We start from the raw sequence: 18539 nt of genomic DNA on the forward strand, positions 1-18539 counted from the left end.
CATGCGTTCCAACCCTAATATCGATCTGGTTTCGCGCTTTCTTCGCCTGCCGCTGGAACAGCGCCAGCAGTTTTATCAGCGCCTGCAAAGCCGTGGCATGAGCTTCGCCCAACTGCCGATTGCTTCGATCCGCGAGGATGGCCAACGCCTGCCGCTGTCCTATGCCCAGGAGCGCCAGTGGTTCCTGTGGCAGTTGGACCCGGACAGCGCCACCTACCACATCCCCGGCGCATTGCGCTTGCAGGGGCGCCTGGACCTGGCGGCGTTGCAGCGCAGCTTCGACAGCCTGCTGGCGCGCCACGAAAGCCTGCGCACCCGGCTGATCCAGGACGGTGAGCAGCTGTTGCAAACCATCGAGCCCGAGGCGAGTGTCGAGATCCGGCAGGAGGTTGTTCACGAGGCGCAACTGATGGCGCGGGTCGAAGCCGAGGTCGCCCGCCCGTTCGATCTGCAACAAGGGCCGCTGTTGCGCGTGACCCTGTTGCAACTGGCGGAAGATGAGCATGTGCTGGTGATGGTGCAGCACCACATCGTTTCCGATGGCTGGTCGATGCAAGTGATGGTCCAGGAACTGGTGCAGTTGTATGCCGCCTACAGTCAGGGCCAGGACCTTAGCCTGCCGGGCTTGCCGATCCAGTACGCCGACTACGCGCTGTGGCAACGCAACTGGATGGAGGCCGGGGAGAGGGCCCGCCAGTTGGCGTACTGGCAGGACCTGCTGGGCGGTGAGCAACCCGTGCTGGAATTGCCCCTCGATCACCCGCGCCCCGCGCAGCAAAGCCATCGCGGCGCGAGCCTGCAGGTGCAGCTGCAGGCGGACCTGGTGGCGGGCCTCAAGCGCCTGGCGCAGCAAGAAGGCGTGACGCCGTTCATGCTCCTGCTGGCGTCGTTCCAGACCCTGCTGTTTCGCTACAGCGGCCAAGCGGATATTCGCATCGGCGTACCGAATGCCAACCGCAACCGCGTCGAAACCGAGCGGCTGATTGGCTTTTTCGTCAACACCCAGGTGCTCAAGGCCGATCTCGACGGGCAGATGACGTTTGCCGAACTGTTGCAGCAGACCAAGCATCGTTCCCTGGAAGCCCAGGCGCACCAGGACCTGCCGTTCGAACAGTTGGTGGTGGCGTTGCAGCCCGAACGCAGCCTGAGCCACAACCCGTTGTTCCAGGTGATGTTCAACCACCAGACCGACACCCAGGCCAGCGGTGACGGCCAGCACCTGCCCGGCCTGCGCGTGACGGAACTGGACTGGGACAACCAGATCACCCATTTCGACCTGAGCCTGGACACCCATGAATCCGCTGAAGGCCTGTGGGCCGCGCTGACCTACGCCACCGACTTGTTCGAGGCGGCGACCATCGAGCGCTTTGCGCAACATTGGCAAAACCTGCTCCAGGCGCTGGTGAGTGCGCCGCGCAGCCGTCTTAGCGCGCTGCCGATGCTCGACCGTGCGCAGCAGCAGACGATGCTCCAGGATTGGAACGCGCCGGCCAGCGTCGCCGTCGCACAAGCCGTACACCACCGGTTCGAGGCCCAGGCCCGCCAGCATCCTGAACGCCAGGCGCTGGCCCTGGATGACCAGACGCTCAGCTATGGCGAACTGAACCGCCAGGCCAATCGTCTGGCGCACTACCTGATCGACCAGGGGATCGGCCCGGACGGCCTGGTCGGTATCGCCGTCGAGCGTTCCTTTGCCATGGTGGTCAGCCTGTTGGCGGTGCTCAAGGCGGGCGGTGCCTACGTGCCGCTTGACCCTGAGTATCCGCGCGAGCGCCTGGTGCATATGCTCGAGGACAGTGGCGTGCGCCTGGTGTTGACTCAGTCTCACCTGCGTGAGCGCCTGCCGTTGGCCGGGTCGTTGACCTGCCTGGATATCGACCTGGCCCACGCGACGTTGGCGCCGTATGCCGAACACGCTCCGGCGCTCGACGTCGAGCCGCAGAGCCTGGCTTACGTGATCTACACCTCGGGCTCCACCGGCAAACCCAAGGGCGTTGCCATCAGCCACGCGGCGCTGAGTGAGTTCGCCGGCATCGCGGCCGACTACTCGCGCCTGGTCCCACAGGATCGGGTGCTGCAGTTCGCCACCTTGAACTTCGACGGCTTCGTCGAGCAGCTGTACCCGGCGCTGACCCTGGGCGCCACCGTGGTGTTGCGCGGCCCGCAGTTGTGGGACGGCGCCGACCTGTACCGGCAGATCATCGATCAGGGCATCACCCTGGCCGACTTGCCGACGGCTTACTGGAAACTGTTCCTGCACGATTGCCTGGCGGCGGGCCCACGGTCTTACGGGGCCTTGCGCCAGGTGCATATCGGCGGCGAAGCCATGCCCCTGGACGGCCCGGCGATGTGGCGCCGGGCCGGGCTGGGGCACGTGCGGCTGCTCAACACCTACGGGCCGACCGAGGCCACGGTGGTGTCCAGCGTGCTCGATTGCAGCGCCGACGATGGGGTGATCAGCGGCAGCGCCAGCCCGATTGGCCGCGCGTTGCCGGGGCGGGCGTTGTATGTGCTGGACGGCGACCTCAACCTGTTGCCGGTCGGCGCCGTGGGCGAACTCTACATCGCCAGTGCCAGCGGCTTGGCGCGTGCTTACCTGCAACGCCCGGGCCTGACCGCCGAGCGCTTTGTCGCCGACCCGTTCGGCCGCCTGGGCGAGCGTCTTTATCGCACCGGCGACGTGGCGCGTTATCGCGCCGACGGGGTGATCGAATACGTCGGCCGCGTCGATCACCAGGTGAAGATCCGTGGGTTCCGTATCGAGCTGGGTGAAATCGAGGCGCTGCTGCTGGCCCAGGATGACGTCCGTGAGGCTTTCGTGCTGGTCGCCGACAATCAGTTGGTGGCCTATCTGGTGGCGACGCAGCCATTGTCCGAGCCGCAGCAGGTGAGCGCCGCCGAACAGCTCAAGGCCACTTTGCGCGAGCAACTGCCCGATTACATGGTGCCGGCGCACCTGATCTTCCTCGAGCGCATGCCCTTGAACCCCAACGGCAAGCTCGACCGCCAGGCCCTGCCGACACCCGCCGGCGGCTCGGCACAGCAGGCATGGTTGGCACCGGTCACGCCGCTGCAGCAACAGATCGCGGCGATCTGGGCCGATATCCTTGGCGTCGAGCGTGTCGGCCTGGCCCATCATTTCTTTGAACTGGGCGGGCATTCCCTGCTGGCCATGCAAGTGGTCTCGCGCATTCGCCAGGCCCTGGACCTGGAAGTCCCGCTCAAGACGCTGTTCGAGCAGCCGCGCCTGGCAGGCTTTGTCGCTGCCTTGACGACCTCCGATCCCGCCGCCCCGAAAGCCCCGGCCCTACTGCCGGCCGGGCGCGACCAGCCGTTGCCGCTGTCGTATGCCCAGGAGCGCCAGTGGTTTCTCTGGCAGTTGGAGCCGCACAGCGCGGCGTACCACATCCCCAGCGCGCTGCGCCTGAAAGGCCAGCTTGACCGCGCGGCGTTGCAGCGCAGTTTCGACGCCTTGCTGGCCCGTCATGAAAGCCTGCGCACCTCCCTGCGCCAGGAGCGCGAGCGCACGGTTCAAGTGATTGAACCGCAGGTGTCGTTGCCCATCGCGTGCGCCGATGTCGATGAAGCTGCGCTGAAGGCCCGCGTAGAAGCCGAGATCGCCCAGCCCTTCGACCTGCAACAAGGGCCGTTGCTGCGTGTCTGCCTGCTGCGCCTGACCGCCGATGAGCATGTGCTGGTGCTGGTGCAGCATCACATCGTCTCCGATGGCTGGTCGATGCAACTGATGGTCGAGGAACTGGTGCAGCACTACGCGGCTTACAGCCAGGGTCAGACCCTGGTATTGCCGGCGCTGCCGCTCCAGTACGCCGATTACGCCGTGTGGCAGCGCCGTTGGATGGAGGCGGGCGAGAAGGATCGCCAACTGAACTACTGGCGCGACCGGCTCGGCGGTGAGCAGAGCGTGCTGGAGCTGCCGTTCGACCACCCGCGCCCGGCGGTGCAAAGCCACCGTGGCGCACGCCTGCCGATCGAACTGGCGCCCGCGCTCGCCCGCGACCTCAAGACCCTGGCCCAGCAACAGGGCGTGACCCTGTTCATGCTGTTGCTGGCTTCGTTCCAGACCTTGCTGCACCGCTACAGCGGCCAGGAAGACATCCGCGTCGGCGTGCCGATCGCCAACCGCAACCGCAGTGAAACCGAGCGCCTGATCGGCTTCTTCGTCAACACCCAGGTGCTCAAGGCCGACATTCACGGGCAGATGAGCGTCGCGCAAGTGGTGCAGCAGACCCGGCAACGGGCGCTGGAGGCGCAGGCCCACCAGGACTTGCCGTTCGAACAATTGGTGGAGGCCCTGCAACCCGAGCGCAGCCTGAGCCACAACCCGTTGTTCCAAGTGATGTTCAACCACCAGACCGACGTCGGCCAGGCCCAGGTCCAGCACCAATTGCCGACGCTGCGGGTAGAAGGGCTGGAGTGGGAAAGCCGGACCGCGCATTTCGATCTGGACCTGGATATTCAAGAGTCCACCGAAGGTATCTGGGCCACATTGGGGTATGCCCAGGACCTGTTCGAAGCCTCGACCGTGCAGCGTATGGCGCGGCATTGGCAGAACCTGTTGCAGGCGATGGTCGCCGATCCGCAGCAGACCCTCGGCCAGTTGAACCTGCTGGACGGGGATGAACAGCGGCACATCCTGCAGTTGTGGAATCAATCCGACGCCGGCTTCCCGGCCGGGCGCCTGGTACACGAGTTGGTGGCCGAGCGTGCGCGGGAAAACCCGCAGGCGATCGCGATCAAGTTCGACACGCAAACCCTGACCTACGGCGAGCTGGACCGCCAGGCCAACCAGTTGGCCCACGCGTTGATCGCCCGTGGCGTCGGCCCGGAAGTGCGCGTGGCGATTGCCATGCCGCGCAGTGCGGAGATCATGGTGGCGTTCCTTGCGGTGCTGAAAGCTGGCGGCGTTTACGTGCCGCTGGACGTCGAATACCCGCGTGATCGCCTGCTGTACATGATGCAGGACAGCCGCGCCAAGCTGCTGTTGACCCATACTGCCGTGCAGCAGCAACTGCCGATTGCCGAAGGCCTGGATACGCTCGCCATCGACCGCACCGAAACCTGGAGCGGCTTCAGCGACACTGCGCCGTCGGTTGATCTCGACGGCGACAACCTCGCCTACGTGATCTACACCTCCGGCTCCACCGGCATGCCCAAGGGTGTGGCGGTGGCCCACGGTCCGCTGGTGGCGCATATCATCGCCACCGGCGAACGCTACGAAACCGGCCCGGCCGATTGCGAATTGCACTTCATGTCTTTCGCCTTCGACGGCTCCCACGAAGGCTGGATGCACCCGCTGATCAACGGCGCCAGCGTGCTGATCCGCGATGACAGCCTGTGGCTGCCGGAATACACCTACGCGCAAATGCACCGTCACAACGTGACCATGGCCGTGTTCCCGCCGGTGTACCTGCAACAACTGGCCGAGCATGCCGAGCGCGACGGTAATCCGCCGAAGGTGCGCGTGTATTGCTTTGGCGGTGACGCGGTGGCGCAAGCGAGCTATGACCTGGCCTGGCGTGCGCTAAAGCCGACCTACCTGTTCAACGGCTACGGCCCGACCGAAACCGTGGTCACGCCGTTGCTGTGGAAAGCACGCAAGGGCGATCCCTGCGGCGCCGTGTACGCACCGATCGGCACGCTGTTGGGCAACCGCAGCGGCTACATCCTCGACGCCCAACTCAACCTGCAACCCATCGGCGTCGCTGGCGAGCTGTACTTGGGCGGCGAGGGCGTGGCGCGCGGTTATCTGGAACGTCCGGCACTCACCGCCGAACGCTTCGTCCCCGACCCGTTCGGCAAACCCGGCAGCCGCGTGTACCGCAGCGGCGACCTGACCCGTGGCCGCCCGGATGGCGTGGTGGATTACCTCGGTCGTGTCGACCACCAGGTGAAGATCCGTGGTTTCCGTATCGAGCTGGGCGAGATCGAAGCGCGTCTGCGCGAGCAGGACAGCGTTGGCGAAACCGTGGTGGTGGCTCAGGAAGGCCCGAACGGTAAGCAGTTGGTGGCCTATGTGGTGCCACTGGATCCGGTGCTGATGGACGATGCGTTGACCCAGTCCACCTGCCGTGAAAACCTGCGCCGCGCCCTGAAAACCCGCCTGCCGGACTACATGGTGCCCTCGCACCTGATGTTCCTGGAGCGCATGCCGCTCACCCCCAATGGCAAGCTCGATCGCAAGGGCCTGCCGCGTCCTGATGTGAGCCAGATGCAGCAGGTGTATGTGGCGCCACAGAGCGAGCTGGAGCAGGACGTGGCGGCGATCTGGGGTGAAATTCTGGGCCTGGAACGGGTTGGCCTGGCCGACCACTTCTTTGAATCGGGGGGGCACTCGTTGCTGGCGATGCAGGTCATCTCCCGTCTGCGCCAGTTGCTGGGCCGGGAAGTTCCCCTCAGAACCCTGTTTGAACACCCGCGGTTGCAGGGTTTTGTCGAGACGCTGCAGCGTTCGGCAGCCGAGACGGACAGTGCGCCAGCGATTCTGCCCGTCAGCCGCCAGCAGCCGTTGGCATTGTCTTATGCCCAGGAGCGCCAGTGGTTCCTCTGGCAACTGGACCCCCAGAGCGCCGCGTACCACATCCCCAGCACCCTGCGCCTGCGTGGCTGGCTGGACCAGGCCGCGCTGCAACGCAGTTTCGAAACGCTGGTGGCGCGCCATGAAAGCCTGCGCACCCAGGTGTACCAGGACGCAGGCCGCGCTCTGCAAATGATCCGGGATGCGGGTGCCGTGGAGATCCTGCATGCCGATGCCGACGAAGCGGATGTGCAGCGCCTGGTGCAAGCCGAGATCGCGCGACCGTTTGACCTGCAACAAGGCCCGCTGCTGCGGGTGACCCTGCTGCGCCTGGCTGACGACGAACACGTGCTGGTGCTGGTGCAGCATCACATCGTCTCCGATGGCTGGTCGATGCAGGTGATGGTCGACGAGCTGGTGCAACTGTACGCGGCCTACAGTCAAGGCCAGGAGCTGCAATTGCCGGCGCTGCCGATTCAATACGCCGACTATGCCCAGTGGCAGCGCGACTGGATGGCGGGCGGCGAGCGCGAGCGTCAATTGGCTTACTGGCAAACGCTGCTGGGCGGTGAACAGCCAGTGCTGGAACTGCCCGCCGAGCGGCCGCGACCTTCGGTGCAGAGCTATCGCGGGGCGAGCCTGGATGTCGTCCTGGACCCGGCGCTGGTGAAGGGGCTCAAGGCCCTGGCGCAGCGTGAGGGGGTCACGTTGTTCATGGTGCTGCTGGCGTCGTTGCAGACCCTGTTGCACCGTTACAGCGGCCAGCAGGATATTCGCGTCGGTGTGCCGATCGCCAACCGCAGCCGGGTCGAAACCGAGCGGCTGGTGGGGTTCTTCGTCAATACCCAGGTGCTCAAGGCCGATATCGATGCTCAACTGACCGTCACCCAGTTGTTGCAGCAGGCCAAGCGGCGGGCCCTGGATGCCCAGAGCCATCAGGACCTGCCCTTCGAGCAATTGGTCGAGGCGCTGCAACCCGAGCGCAGCCTGAGCCATAACCCGTTGTTCCAGGTGATGTTCAATCACCAGAGCGAAGCGCGCCTGGCCAACAGCGGCCAGCAGCTTGCCGACCTGAGGGTTGAAGGGCTGGAGTGGGGCACGCAGACCGCGCAGTTCGACTTGAGCCTGGACACCCAGGAGACCGCCGAAGGGCTGTGGGCGACCCTGACTTACGCCACTGATCTGTTCGACGCCGCGACACCCAAACGCATGGCCCGCCATTGGCAGAACCTGTTGCAGGGCATGCTCGGCGATCCGAATCAGCGGGTCACCCAGTTGCCGATGCTGGAGCGTCTGGAGCAGCAGGTGATGGTCGAGCAGTGGAACGACACGGCGCAGGATTACCCGTTGCAGCAGAGCGTGCAGCAGTTGATCGAAGCGCAAGCCGAACGCACGCCGGCTGCCCAGGCATTGCTGTTTGATTGCGAAGTGCTCACTTACGCCCAGCTGAATGCTCGTGCCAACCGCCTGGCGCACCGCCTGATACAGGCCGGTGTCGGGCCAGACCTGTTGGTGGGCGTGGCGATGGAGCGTTCGGTGGAGATGGTGGTGGCGCTTCTGGCCGTGCTCAAGGCTGGCGGCGCCTATGTGCCGCTGGACCCGGAATACCCGCGCGAGCGCCTGGCCTACATGCTGCGGGACAGTGGGGTGCAACTGCTGTTGACGCAGGCGCATCTGGTAGCGTCGTTGCCCATCGGTGACTGCGTACAGTGCCTGGTGGTGGAGCAGGGTGACAGCTGGCTGGCAGGGTTTGCCACCTTCAATCCCGAGGTCGCCGTCGAGGCCGAAAACCTCGCTTATGTCATCTACACCTCCGGTTCCACCGGGCAGCCGAAGGGCGCCGGTAACCGCCACTGTGCATTGACCAACCGATTGCTGTGGATGCAGCAAGCGTATGCACTGGATGCCAGTGATACGGTGCTGCAAAAGACGCCGTTCAGTTTTGACGTGTCGGTCTGGGAGTTCTTCTGGCCGTTGATGAGCGGCGCACGGTTGGTCATGGCGGCTCCGGGTGATCATCGGGAGCCGTCGCGCCTGGTGACGTTGATCAATCGACACCAGGTCACCACTTTGCACTTCGTGCCCTCGATGTTGCAGGCGTTCCTCCAGGACTCGCAGGCCGGCAGTTGCCAGGGCCTGCAACGCATCATTTGCAGCGGCGAAGCCCTGCCGGTGGACGCCCAGCAACAGGTGTTCGCCAAACTGCCCAAGGCCGGGCTGTTCAACCTGTACGGCCCGACCGAGGCGGCCATCGATGTGACCCATTGGACGTGTGTCGATGAAAACCGCGACAGCGTGCCGATTGGCCAGCCGATCGCCAACCTGCGCACCCATGTGCTGGATGCGCAGTTGCAGCCGGTTGCCGCGGGTGTTGCCGGTGAGTTGTACCTGGGCGGGGTCGGGCTGGCGCGCAGTTACCATCGCCGTTCCGGCCTGACCGCCGAGCGCTTTGTGCCGTGCCCGTTCCAGCCTGGCGCGCGGTTGTATCGTACCGGGGACCGGGTCCGTCAGCGCATGGATGGCGTGATTGAATACCTGGGGCGCCTGGATCATCAGGTCAAGTTGCGTGGTTTGCGGATCGAGCTGGGCGAAATCGAAGCGCGCCTGCTGGAGCATCCGCAGGTGCGTGAAGCATCGGTGCAAGTGCAGGATGGCAAGCATCTGGTGGGCTACCTGGTGTTGCACGACCCGGCCGCCGCCTGGCGTGATGCCCTGAGTCATCACTTGCTGGCGCATTTGCCCGACTACATGGTGCCTGCGCAATGGGTCGTGCTGGACCGCATGCCCTTGAGCCCCAACGGCAAGTTAGACCGCAAGGCCCTGCCGGCACCGGACGCCAGCGTGCATCAGCGGCACTTCGTTGCGCCGAGCAACCCGCTGGAGCACACCGTTGTGCTCGCCTGGCGCGAGGTCCTGGGCCTTGAACAGGTGGGGGTGGAGGACAACTTCTTCGAGCTGGGCGGGCACTCGTTACTGGTGTTGATGCTCAAGGAGCGTATCCGCAAGGCTACCGGCGTCGAGCTTTCGGTGAGTCAGCTGATGCTCAACCCGACGGTTGCGGGGCAGGTGGCCTGTGTCAATGGTCAGGCCGGCAACTCGTTGATCGTCAGGTTGAACAGCCAGACCCGTGGCACACCGTTGTACTTGTTCCACCCCAGTTATGGTTCGGTGCATTGCTACAAGGCCATTGCCCTGGCGTTGCGCGAGCAGCGGCCGGTAATGGGCGTGATCTGCCGGGCGTTGGCCGAGGAGGGCAGTGAAGTGCCGGCCTGGCACGAGATGGTCGAGGACTACACCGCGCAATTGTTGACGGCGCAGCCGGAAGGGGCCTTCCGTCTGGCGGGCTGGTCCCTGGGCGGCAACCTGGCGATGGAAGTTGCCCATGGCCTGGAGCAGGCTGGGCGGGAAGTGGAATGCGTGGGCTGGATCGACGCATCGCCACCCCAGTGGGTCAAGCCCTTCTGGGACACGGCGGTGATGGTCGATGAGCGCGAAATATCCGCCAATGACCGGCGCGTGGAATTGTTGGGCGCGATGTTCCCTGAGTTCACGGCGCAGATCCATGCCAAGTGGTCGGGCCAGCAGGCCACGGTTGACGGCGACGATGAGCAATGGGCCGGGTTCAACCAGTGGGCCGGGGATGTGCTGGGTGAGCGCTTCCATGAACTCAAGGAAGAGTTGCTCAGCGGCCATGAGGCGCAAATCTCGTGGGAGGTCGACCGCATGCTGGGCCAGCGCCTGCATGATGCCGATTTCAAGGCGATCAAGGCGCCGATCAGTTGCTGGTGGGCGACCTTGAGCCGCACGGGTGTGCATCATCGGTTGATTGAGGCGAGCATGCTGGAGGTCGCCGGCCAGTCCCGGATTGAACGTTCGGTGCTGATCGAGACCAGTCACGATCGGTTGATCGACAACGCCGCGTTCGTGCGCAGCTTCGCCGACGCGATGGCGTAACACCGGGCCTGAACGAACAAGCCCCCGGCCACTGATGGTGATCGGGGGCTTTTTCGTGGGGGGGCAACGACCGGCCCCTGCAAAAACGCCCCGGGCAAATGAATGCACGGGGCGTTAGGGTTGGAGCCCTCAGTAGCCGCCAGGGCGGCTACGAGCAGGCCTTAGAAGTCCCAGCGGGTGCTGAGCATGAAGTTGCGTGGCTCGCCGTAGGCGGCAGAGTTATAGAAGCCGATGTTGGTGTAGTAGGTCTTATCGAAGATGTTGTTGACGTTCAACGTTGCCGACACGTTCTTGGTGAACTGGTAGCGGGTCATCAGGTCCACCAGCCAGTAGGACTCCTGGGAAAACTCCTCGTAGCCACCTTTCGGGCTGTTGTAGATGTCCTGCCAGCCAACACTCTGCCAGCGAGCGCCGCCGCCGACGGTCAGCTTGTCGAGGTTGCCCTTGAACTTGTACGAGGTGTAGACGCTGACCTGATCTTCTGGCTCGAAGGTCGAGATCTTGATGTCGTTGTCGTCGCGCACAACCTTGTGGGTATAGCCACCCTGGAGCTGCCAGCCCGGTGCCAGTTCGCCCGACATTTCGACTTCGTAACCCTTGGTCACGGCCTTGGTGCCCTTGAACGCATAGTTCGACGGTGTCGGCGTGCGGTTGTTGTATTCGTCGTCGGACACGGAACGGTTGGTTTCGTGGATCTCGAAGTAGGCGGCGCTGGCGTTTACACGACCGTCCAGGAAGTCTGCCTTGACGCCCAGTTCCCAGTTCTGGCCTTCATCCGGCTCGACCAGTTTGTTGTTGCGGTCGCGGTTGTAGCTTTCCTGCGGCATGAAGATATCGGTGTAGCTGGCGTAGACCGAGTACGTGTCGTTCAGGTCGTAGACCACACCGGCATACGGCACGAACCGTCCGGTTTCCTTGTAGGTCGGGTTGTTGCCGGTGACGGTGTAGTCGACCACGCGGCCGCCGAGCAGCAGCTTGAGGTCGTCGGCGAGGTTCAGGCGGGTGGTCATGTACGCGCCGGTCTGGCGCACGGTGTCGTCGATCTTCGACTGCGGTGTGCCCCAATCCGGTTCGGTCGCGTTGCCGTGCCAGTTGTGGAAATTCACCAGGTTGGGGGCGAGGTTCCAGTAGCCATTGCCGTTCCACTCGGAAGAACTGATGGAGCCGCCGAGGACCAACTCATGCTCGCGGCCACCCAGGCTGAACGGGCCGCTCACATATAGGTCGGCGGAGTCGCTGACGGTTTCGCCGGTGTACTTGCCCGATGTCAGCTGCGAAGTGCCGTCCAGGTTGGGAGTGCTGCCCTGGATCGAGCCCATCTTCGCGTGGTAGCCGTTGATCTTGTGGTCCAGTTGCAGCTTGGTGACCCAGCCATCGCCGAGGTCGTGCTCGACTATGGCGAATAGGGTGCGGGTGTACTGCTCCCAGCTGCTCCAGTCGGCGGCGTTGTTGAACGAGCGCTTCACGTTGTTGCGATTACCCTGGGCGTCGATCAGCGGGAAGCTGCCGGACCAGGACGAGCCTTTTGGCAGGCTGTCCTGGTAGTCGCCACCTACGGTCAGCATGGTGTCCGGGGACAGGTCGAATTCCATGATGCCGTAGTAGACCGGGCTTTGGCGCTCATAGCGGTCCATGAAGGAATGCTTGTCCTGGTAAGCCGCCACCGCCCGACCCCGGACATTCCCGGTTTCGGTCAGCGGGCCGCTCACATCCAGCTCGCTGCGGTAGTTGTCCCAGGAGCCGGCGCCCACGCTGGCGTGGCCCTGGAACTCTGCGGTGGGCTTTTTGCGCACAAGGTTGATGGTCGCACCCAGGGAGCCTGCGCCAGTGAGCAGGCCGGTGGCGCCCTTGAGTACTTCGACCCGGTCATAGATCGCCATGTCGCTCAGGGTGTTACCCGCCGAGTAGGCCACGTTGCGCGCAGTGGACGGAATGCCGTCGTACTGGAAGTTGTTGATGGAGAAACCACGGGCGTAGTAGTTGCTGCGCTCGGTATCGAAGGCCGAGACGGTGATGCCCGGCGTGTGGCGCATCACGTCGTCAACGTTGTTCAGGCCGAAGTCGTCCATGTGCTGGCGGGTGATGACGGTCACCGACTGCGGCGTCTCCTTGGGCGTCAGCACCAGGCGGGTCGAGGTGGCGATGTAGCCTGGGGTATAGGAACCGGTGTTTTCGGTCACGTTGCCCAGTTGGTTGGCGGTCACCTGGGTCGGGCTCAGTTCCAGCCCGGCGGAGGTACCGGCGGCGGTGACGGTCAGCGAATTGCCATTGAGGCTGTGGGTGGTCGACGTTCCTGACAGCAGGGTATTGATCGCCTGTTGCGGGTCCAGTTTGCCTTTGACGGCGGTGCTGTTCTTGCCTTGCACGTCGGTCGGGCTGTAGAGCACCTGCATGTTGGCCTGATGACCGAAGGCCTGCAGCGCGCTCCCCAGCGGCTGCGCGGGAATGTCCAACTCGATCTCTTGTGCCTGCACATAGCCGGCCACCGGCAGTGATATGGCCAGGGCCAGGGCGTTCGGCAGGAGGTTGATGTTCAGGGCCCGACGCATGGATAGCGCTTTGCTCAGTGGGCTGAGACCGAGTCGTGCTGGCATGGGTGTTTTCTCTTCTATGTTTTAAGTGGGCAATTATAGGTGTTTATTGAGTCTGGTTCTCATTACCACTAGTGAGACGTTCCTATCTCGGGAAACCGGAAAAGAAAATTCACGCCGGCGTCATTTCGCGCACGACCTGGCCGGCGCGCAGGCGCACCAATTGGTCGGCGATATCGAAATAGCGGTCGTCGTGACTGATCACGATGATGGTCTTGCCCAGGCGCTTGAGGTCCGGCAGCAGCTCGGTATAGAAGATCCGGCGGAAGGCCGGGTCCTGGTCGGCGGCCCACTCGTCGAACACCAGCACCGGGCGTTCTTCCAGCCAGGCGTTGACCAGCGCCAGGCGCTTGCGTTGGCCGGTGGACAGATCGGTGGTGCTGAACACGCCGTCCTTGACGCTGACCTTGTGGGCGATCTCCAGGCGTTCCAGGTATTTTGTCGCGCTGTCGAGTGACTGGGCGGCGCTGCCCTGGACCAGGTCGTCGAACAGGTAGTAATCGGCGAACACCGTGGTGAACAGTTGGCGATAGTCGTCGCGTTCGGGGTCGCTCACAGCGTTGCCATTGAGCAGGATTTCCCCAGCCTGCGGTGGGTACAACCCCAGCAGCAGCTTGATCAGGGTGGTCTTGCCGCTGCCGTTTTCGCCGACGATGAACACGATATCGCCCTGGGCGATGTTCAGGTCGATCGGCCCCAGGTGGAACGGTTCGCTGCCTGCCACTGCCGGCGGGCTGTAGCGCACACCGCGCAATTCCAGGCTGTTGACCACCGGTTGCGGGGCTTCGCTGTCATCCATCAGCAGGTGCGGTTCCGGCGAGGAGAAGCGCTGTGACAGTTCACTGATACGACCAAATGCAATCTTCGCCTTGCCCACCACCGGCAGGTAGCCGAGCAGGTGTTCCAGCGGGCCTTTCATGTACAGCAGCACCAGGACGAAACCGGTGATCACGCTAGGGTCGGGGTTGGGGTTATAGGCCTGCATCGCCAGGGCCAGGCCGATCACCACGAAGAACAACATCGAGCCAAAGGTCTTGGCAAGGATGTAGATGTTCACGGAACGCACCTGGATGTCGGCGATGCGGTCCGCGGTTTCCTGAATGCGCTGGGTGTTCATGCGAAAGCGCCGGGGCCGGTGCATGCGCAGTTCCTTGGCGCCGGAGGCAATGGCGTTGTAGTAACGCTGCAGCTCATCCTCGTGGCTGCGCGCCAGGTCGAAGCCCTGGATGCCTTTGCCGCCGGCGATGAACTGCACGGCACTGCCGATCACGATGGCGACCACCATCATCAGGAACATCGGTACCGACAGGTAGGCCAGGTAGCCCAGGCAACCCAGGGTCACTGTGGCCGCAATGGCCAGTGGCGTGAACGCGAAGGAGAAATCGCTGATGGTGTCGACGTCGTGGGTCAGTACCGGGATCAGCCGGTGGGAGCGATAACCCTCGATCTGCCCGATCGGCGCCGACAGCACCTTTTCGCCGAGGTCCTTGCGCAGGGCGGCAATAATCCGTTGGCCGACGTAATTGGTGCCGATATCGGAAATGATCGAACTGACCAGCGCCAGCACACACAGCGCAGCAAACGTCAGAATCACCCCCTGGGTCATCCCCGCGGAGGAGTGCAGCGCATTATTGATAGTCGCCAGCAGCAGCGTGATGGCCAGGCCACCGGCCATGCCCAGGGCGACGGAGACGCTCACGATGGCGCGAAAGGGCCTGAGCAATGCGAGCAAACCGCTGAAGGCGCCGCGCTTGGGGTCGGTCATAGGTACTTCCCGGAAAGTGAATGGAGGGGGCTGGGCACACAGACCCTTACCCATGACAAACGAAGCGTCGGCGCGAGTATTTAGCGCGGCGTGCCCGGCGGTGGCGGTGGCGGATAAATTGCCCGCTGCCTGGTTCGTTCTTGTTGGGTAGGCGCACGCGTAGGGTCGCGTGCCGGATCTATCCAGTGAGAGCGAACCAATGACGAAAAAGAACCTGGTGTATGTGTGGTCCCTGAGAAATGCCGCCGCCGACAAGGCCGGGCAGCCAGTGGCCTATAAGGACCACGAGCGCTACATGAAGTCGGTGCTGGAGTTTCTGGTGGGCTCGCTCAACGATACGTCGCTGGGCGAGGCCTATAACCTGGTGGGCGTGGTGTATGACGACGACGAGCAAAACCCGCGTGACCGGCAATTGGTCGCCGACTATGGCTTTGCCTATGCGCCGGGCCGCCAGTGGCTGTACCCGGCGGACCTGCGGGTGCAGGGGTGTCTGGTCAACGATTTGCTGCTGAGCGTGCCGTCCACCTACCGCCGCCTGCCGCGTGGCAGCGCGCAACACATCGCCGGCAAGCAGGACTTCGAACGCCGCCTGCACGACACGCTGGTGGAGCTGAAGGCCGATATCGTGGTGCTGGACGGCCTGTTGGTGATCCTCGATGAGCTGGTGCGCCCGGGTGCGCCATTTGCGCGGCGGATCATGAACATTCACCCGGGCATTACCCGTATCGAATCGCCCTACGAGCGCCGGGGCGCCTACGCCACCTGGAACGCCTTGTACGGTGCCCGTGGCCAGGCGGTGGTGGATTGGACGACCAAGGAGACGCAGCCGTGCGAGCCGCTGTACCTGACCGGTGCGTCGTTCCACTACGTGGACAACGGCATCGACTCCGGAGAAGTGTTCCACGACGTGCTCAAGACCGAGATTTCCCCGGACGACACCATCCTCGAATTGCGCTGGAACAACTTCAATAACAGCCTGTTTCCGGCGTTGCATGAAGGTTTGGAACGGTTGGCTCGGCAGGGCTGACGCACGCCCCCTGTAGGAGCGGGCTTGCCCGCGAAAATCGCCAACGATAACGCGTTTATCCTGGATAAACGCGGCGTACTCGGGGGCTTCGCGAGCAAGCTCGCTCCTACAGTGGGTGCAGTGGGTGCAGTGGGTGCAGCGGGTGCAGTGGGTGCAGTAGGTGCGGTGGGTGCTGCGGGTGCAGCGGGTGCAGTAGGTGCAGTGGGTGCAGCGGGTGCAGTAGGTGCAGTAGGTGCAGTAGGTGCGGTGGGTGCTGCGGGTGCAGTGGGTGCAGTGAGGGGATTTGTTGTTACAGGTCGCGCACTACCCGAAAGCCGATCCAGTCCCCGCGTGTCTGCGGGTAGATGTTGTTGCGATTGCCCGAGCGCGAGAACACTGGCGCTTCGCCCCAGTCATTGCCACGGATCTGGTAGCTCTCGCAGTTCGGTTCCACCCAGGCGCTGCCGTCGGTCGGTGCGCCGATGTAGTTGGGGTGTTCGCAGTCGGCCACGCGCTCGTAGACGTTGCCGTGCATGTCGTACATGCCGAATGCGTTCGGCGGGTAGCTGCCGGCCGGCGAGGAAAAACTGTAGCCATCCGCCGGACCGTAAGTGTTGGCATGTTCGGCAATGCTGTAACCCTTGCCCTCGTCGAACGGAAACGGGAAGGGCCCGCTGGAGCCGGCGCGCGCGGCGTATTCGCGCTGGGCTTCGCTGACCATGTGGTACGGCTGCCCGGTCTTTTTCGACAGCCAGGCCACGTAGTGTTTGATGTCGTCCATGTCCATGCACACTGCCGGCTGACGCGGGCTCTGGGGGTAGCGCGGCTTGCTGGCGATGCATTCGCGGCCGGGGCGGGTGTCGCCGTCGGCGATCTTGACCCCGGTCTGGCGGATATAGCTGTCCCACTCGCCAGCGGTGATCTGGAAGCGGCTCATGGCGAACGGCTTGGCGAAGGTCACGGCATGCATCGGGCCTTCGTCCGGCTCGCGGCCGACCTCATCGTCGGGCGTGCCCATGGTGAAAGTGCCGGCGGGCAGCACCACCATTTCCGGGCAGTCCTTGCAGTCCTTGAATACTTTGCCGGATTGCGGCGTGGCGGCCTCGGCCAGGTTGGGCAGCAGCGCTGCGCACAGGGCGGTGAGGGCCAAAGCGGTCAGGGGGGCGGATGGCGTCATGTGGGCCTCTCGTTCAAAGGGCAAAGGGCGTGCGTCGCCACCGCTGGCTCAGCACGGTCATGTTGTGCTCACGGGCTTACGTCGAGGGTGATGAGCGGTTGGCCAAGGGCTTGGCGGCTTTTTGTACCTGGTCCCACACCCGCAGAAAGTTGCCGCCCCACAGCTTGGCGATATCGGCTTCGGAGTAGCCGCGCTGGATCAGCTCGGCGGTGACGTTGCGGATTTCGCCGACGTTGTTCCAGCCGTCGATACCGCCGCCGTCGTTGAAGTCCGACGCCAGGCCGACATGGTCGATGCCGATCTTGCGCACGGTGTAGTCGATGGCATCGCCCAGGTCCTTGAGGGTGGCCTTGGGTTCGTCATCGAGGATGGCGTACAGCGCGCTGGCGTACTCGCCGAACGTGTGCTCGGGCCAGGCGGCGATGATTGCGTCGCCCGGCATCAGGGCCACGGCCAGGTTGGGCAGGGGTGGCAGGTCGAAGCGGGCGCGCAGGCTGTTGAGCTTGTCCTGGGTCGGCTGGCTCAGCGGGCGAAGGTAGGCGGAGAAGGCCACGATCTGTACCACGCCGCCGCTGCGCTTGATCAGTTGCAGTTCCTTGTCGCTGAGGTTGCGCGGGATATCCACCGCCGCGCGTGGCGCCGAGTGGGAGGCCACCAGTGGCGTGCGGCTCAACTGCGCAACCTGTTCCAGGGCCTTGGTCGACATTTGCGACACATCGATGATCACCCCCAGGTCATTGAGGCGGTGTACCGCTTGCTGGCCGATGTCCGAGAGGCCGTCGAGAGCGTCGGTGGAGTCATTGAAAAATGGCAGTGGCCGCGACGAGTCGGACCAGGCGTTATTGCCGATATAGCTGAAGCCGAACATACGCATGCCGCGTGCTGTCCACAGGTCCAGCTGGTTCAGGTCGCTGCCCAGCGGGTAGGCGTTGAGCATGCTGATAAAGATCGCGAATTTGCCTTCGCCATGCAGGCGCCGGAAGTCATCCGGGGTGTAGGCGATGCCCACTTCGTTGGGGAAGTCGCGCACCATGCCGGAGATGATTTTGTAGCGCACTTCCTGCTCGTGGCGGGCTTCCTCGACAAAGCCGTCGCTGGGCCTGTGGGGAGCATTGGCGCCGTTCCAGATTTCCGGCCAGCCGAAAACCGTCAGCGCCGCCCCGGACAATCGCCCGCGACGCGCCTTGGCCAGGTCGAACTGGCCGCTGCCGTCGTGGTCGGCCTCATTACCGGCGGTGCCGAAATCCAGCGGCACGGTGATATGGCTGTCGAACGACAACAGGCGCTCCTGCAGGTCATTGGCCTGCTTGATCACCGCCAGCGGGTAGCCGGCATTGCCTCGGAACCAGTGATCCCAGGCCAGGAAACCGGCTCCGGCGCCGATGGCCAATGCCAGTGGCAGGCCGATAAACAGCGCCTTTTTCGAACGTGGTTTTGTCATTGCCGTCTCAGTCAGTTGAGGCCTTTGCTATCTGGGAAGAACGAGCGATGAGCGCGGAAATTTAGGCCTC

General features: G+C 63.9%; 6 protein-coding genes. 2 read left to right on the forward strand and 4 right to left on the reverse strand.

Annotated features, from left to right (window positions below; genetic code table 11):
• Nucleotide 1: 1 nt before the first annotated feature.
• Entirely contained in the window at nt 2-10489 is a 10488-nt protein-coding gene (locus JN756_RS13580) for a non-ribosomal peptide synthetase (protein WP_250690882.1), read from the forward strand.
• A 161-nt stretch (nt 10490-10650) separates the two neighbouring features.
• Here JN756_RS13580 and JN756_RS13585 read toward each other — a convergent pair whose 3' ends face one another.
• Together JN756_RS13585 and JN756_RS13590 are read right to left on the reverse strand one after the other, a co-directional pair.
• Nucleotides 10651-13083: a TonB-dependent siderophore receptor gene (locus JN756_RS13585; RefSeq protein WP_193791661.1), complete on the reverse strand. Its 2433-nt coding sequence runs from the start codon at nt 13081-13083 to the stop codon at nt 10651-10653.
• A 109-nt stretch (nt 13084-13192) separates the two neighbouring features.
• Nucleotides 13193-14845 (reverse strand): cyclic peptide export ABC transporter, encoded by a 1653-nt coding sequence (locus tag JN756_RS13590; protein ID WP_193040131.1) that lies wholly within the window; start codon nt 14843-14845, stop codon nt 13193-13195.
• 199 nt (nt 14846-15044) lie between these two features.
• Here JN756_RS13590 and JN756_RS13595 point away from each other — a divergent pair, with 199 nt between their 5' ends.
• Entirely contained in the window at nt 15045-15872 is an 828-nt protein-coding gene (locus JN756_RS13595; protein ID WP_169882171.1) for a formyl transferase, read from the forward strand.
• A gap of 289 nt (nt 15873-16161) precedes the next feature.
• On the opposite strand, the gene pvdO is transcribed toward JN756_RS13595, so the two are convergent.
• Both pvdO and pvdM read right to left on the reverse strand, forming a co-directional pair.
• Nucleotides 16162-17028: a dihydropyoverdine dehydrogenase gene (gene pvdO / locus JN756_RS13600; protein ID WP_177029924.1), complete on the reverse strand. Its 867-nt coding sequence runs from the start codon at nt 17026-17028 to the stop codon at nt 16162-16164.
• A gap of 76 nt (nt 17029-17104) precedes the next feature.
• Nucleotides 17105-18469, reverse strand: coding sequence for a pyoverdine-tailoring dipeptidase-like protein PvdM (pvdM, locus tag JN756_RS13605; protein ID WP_201022171.1), 1365 nt, complete (start codon nt 18467-18469; stop codon nt 17105-17107).
• Between the last annotated feature and the right edge of the window lie 70 nt (nt 18470-18539).

Origin of the sequence: Pseudomonas sp. Y39-6, from assembly GCF_023651955.1 — a bacterium.
In the GTDB taxonomy this organism is placed as follows: domain Bacteria; phylum Pseudomonadota; class Gammaproteobacteria; order Pseudomonadales; family Pseudomonadaceae; genus Aquipseudomonas; species Aquipseudomonas veronii.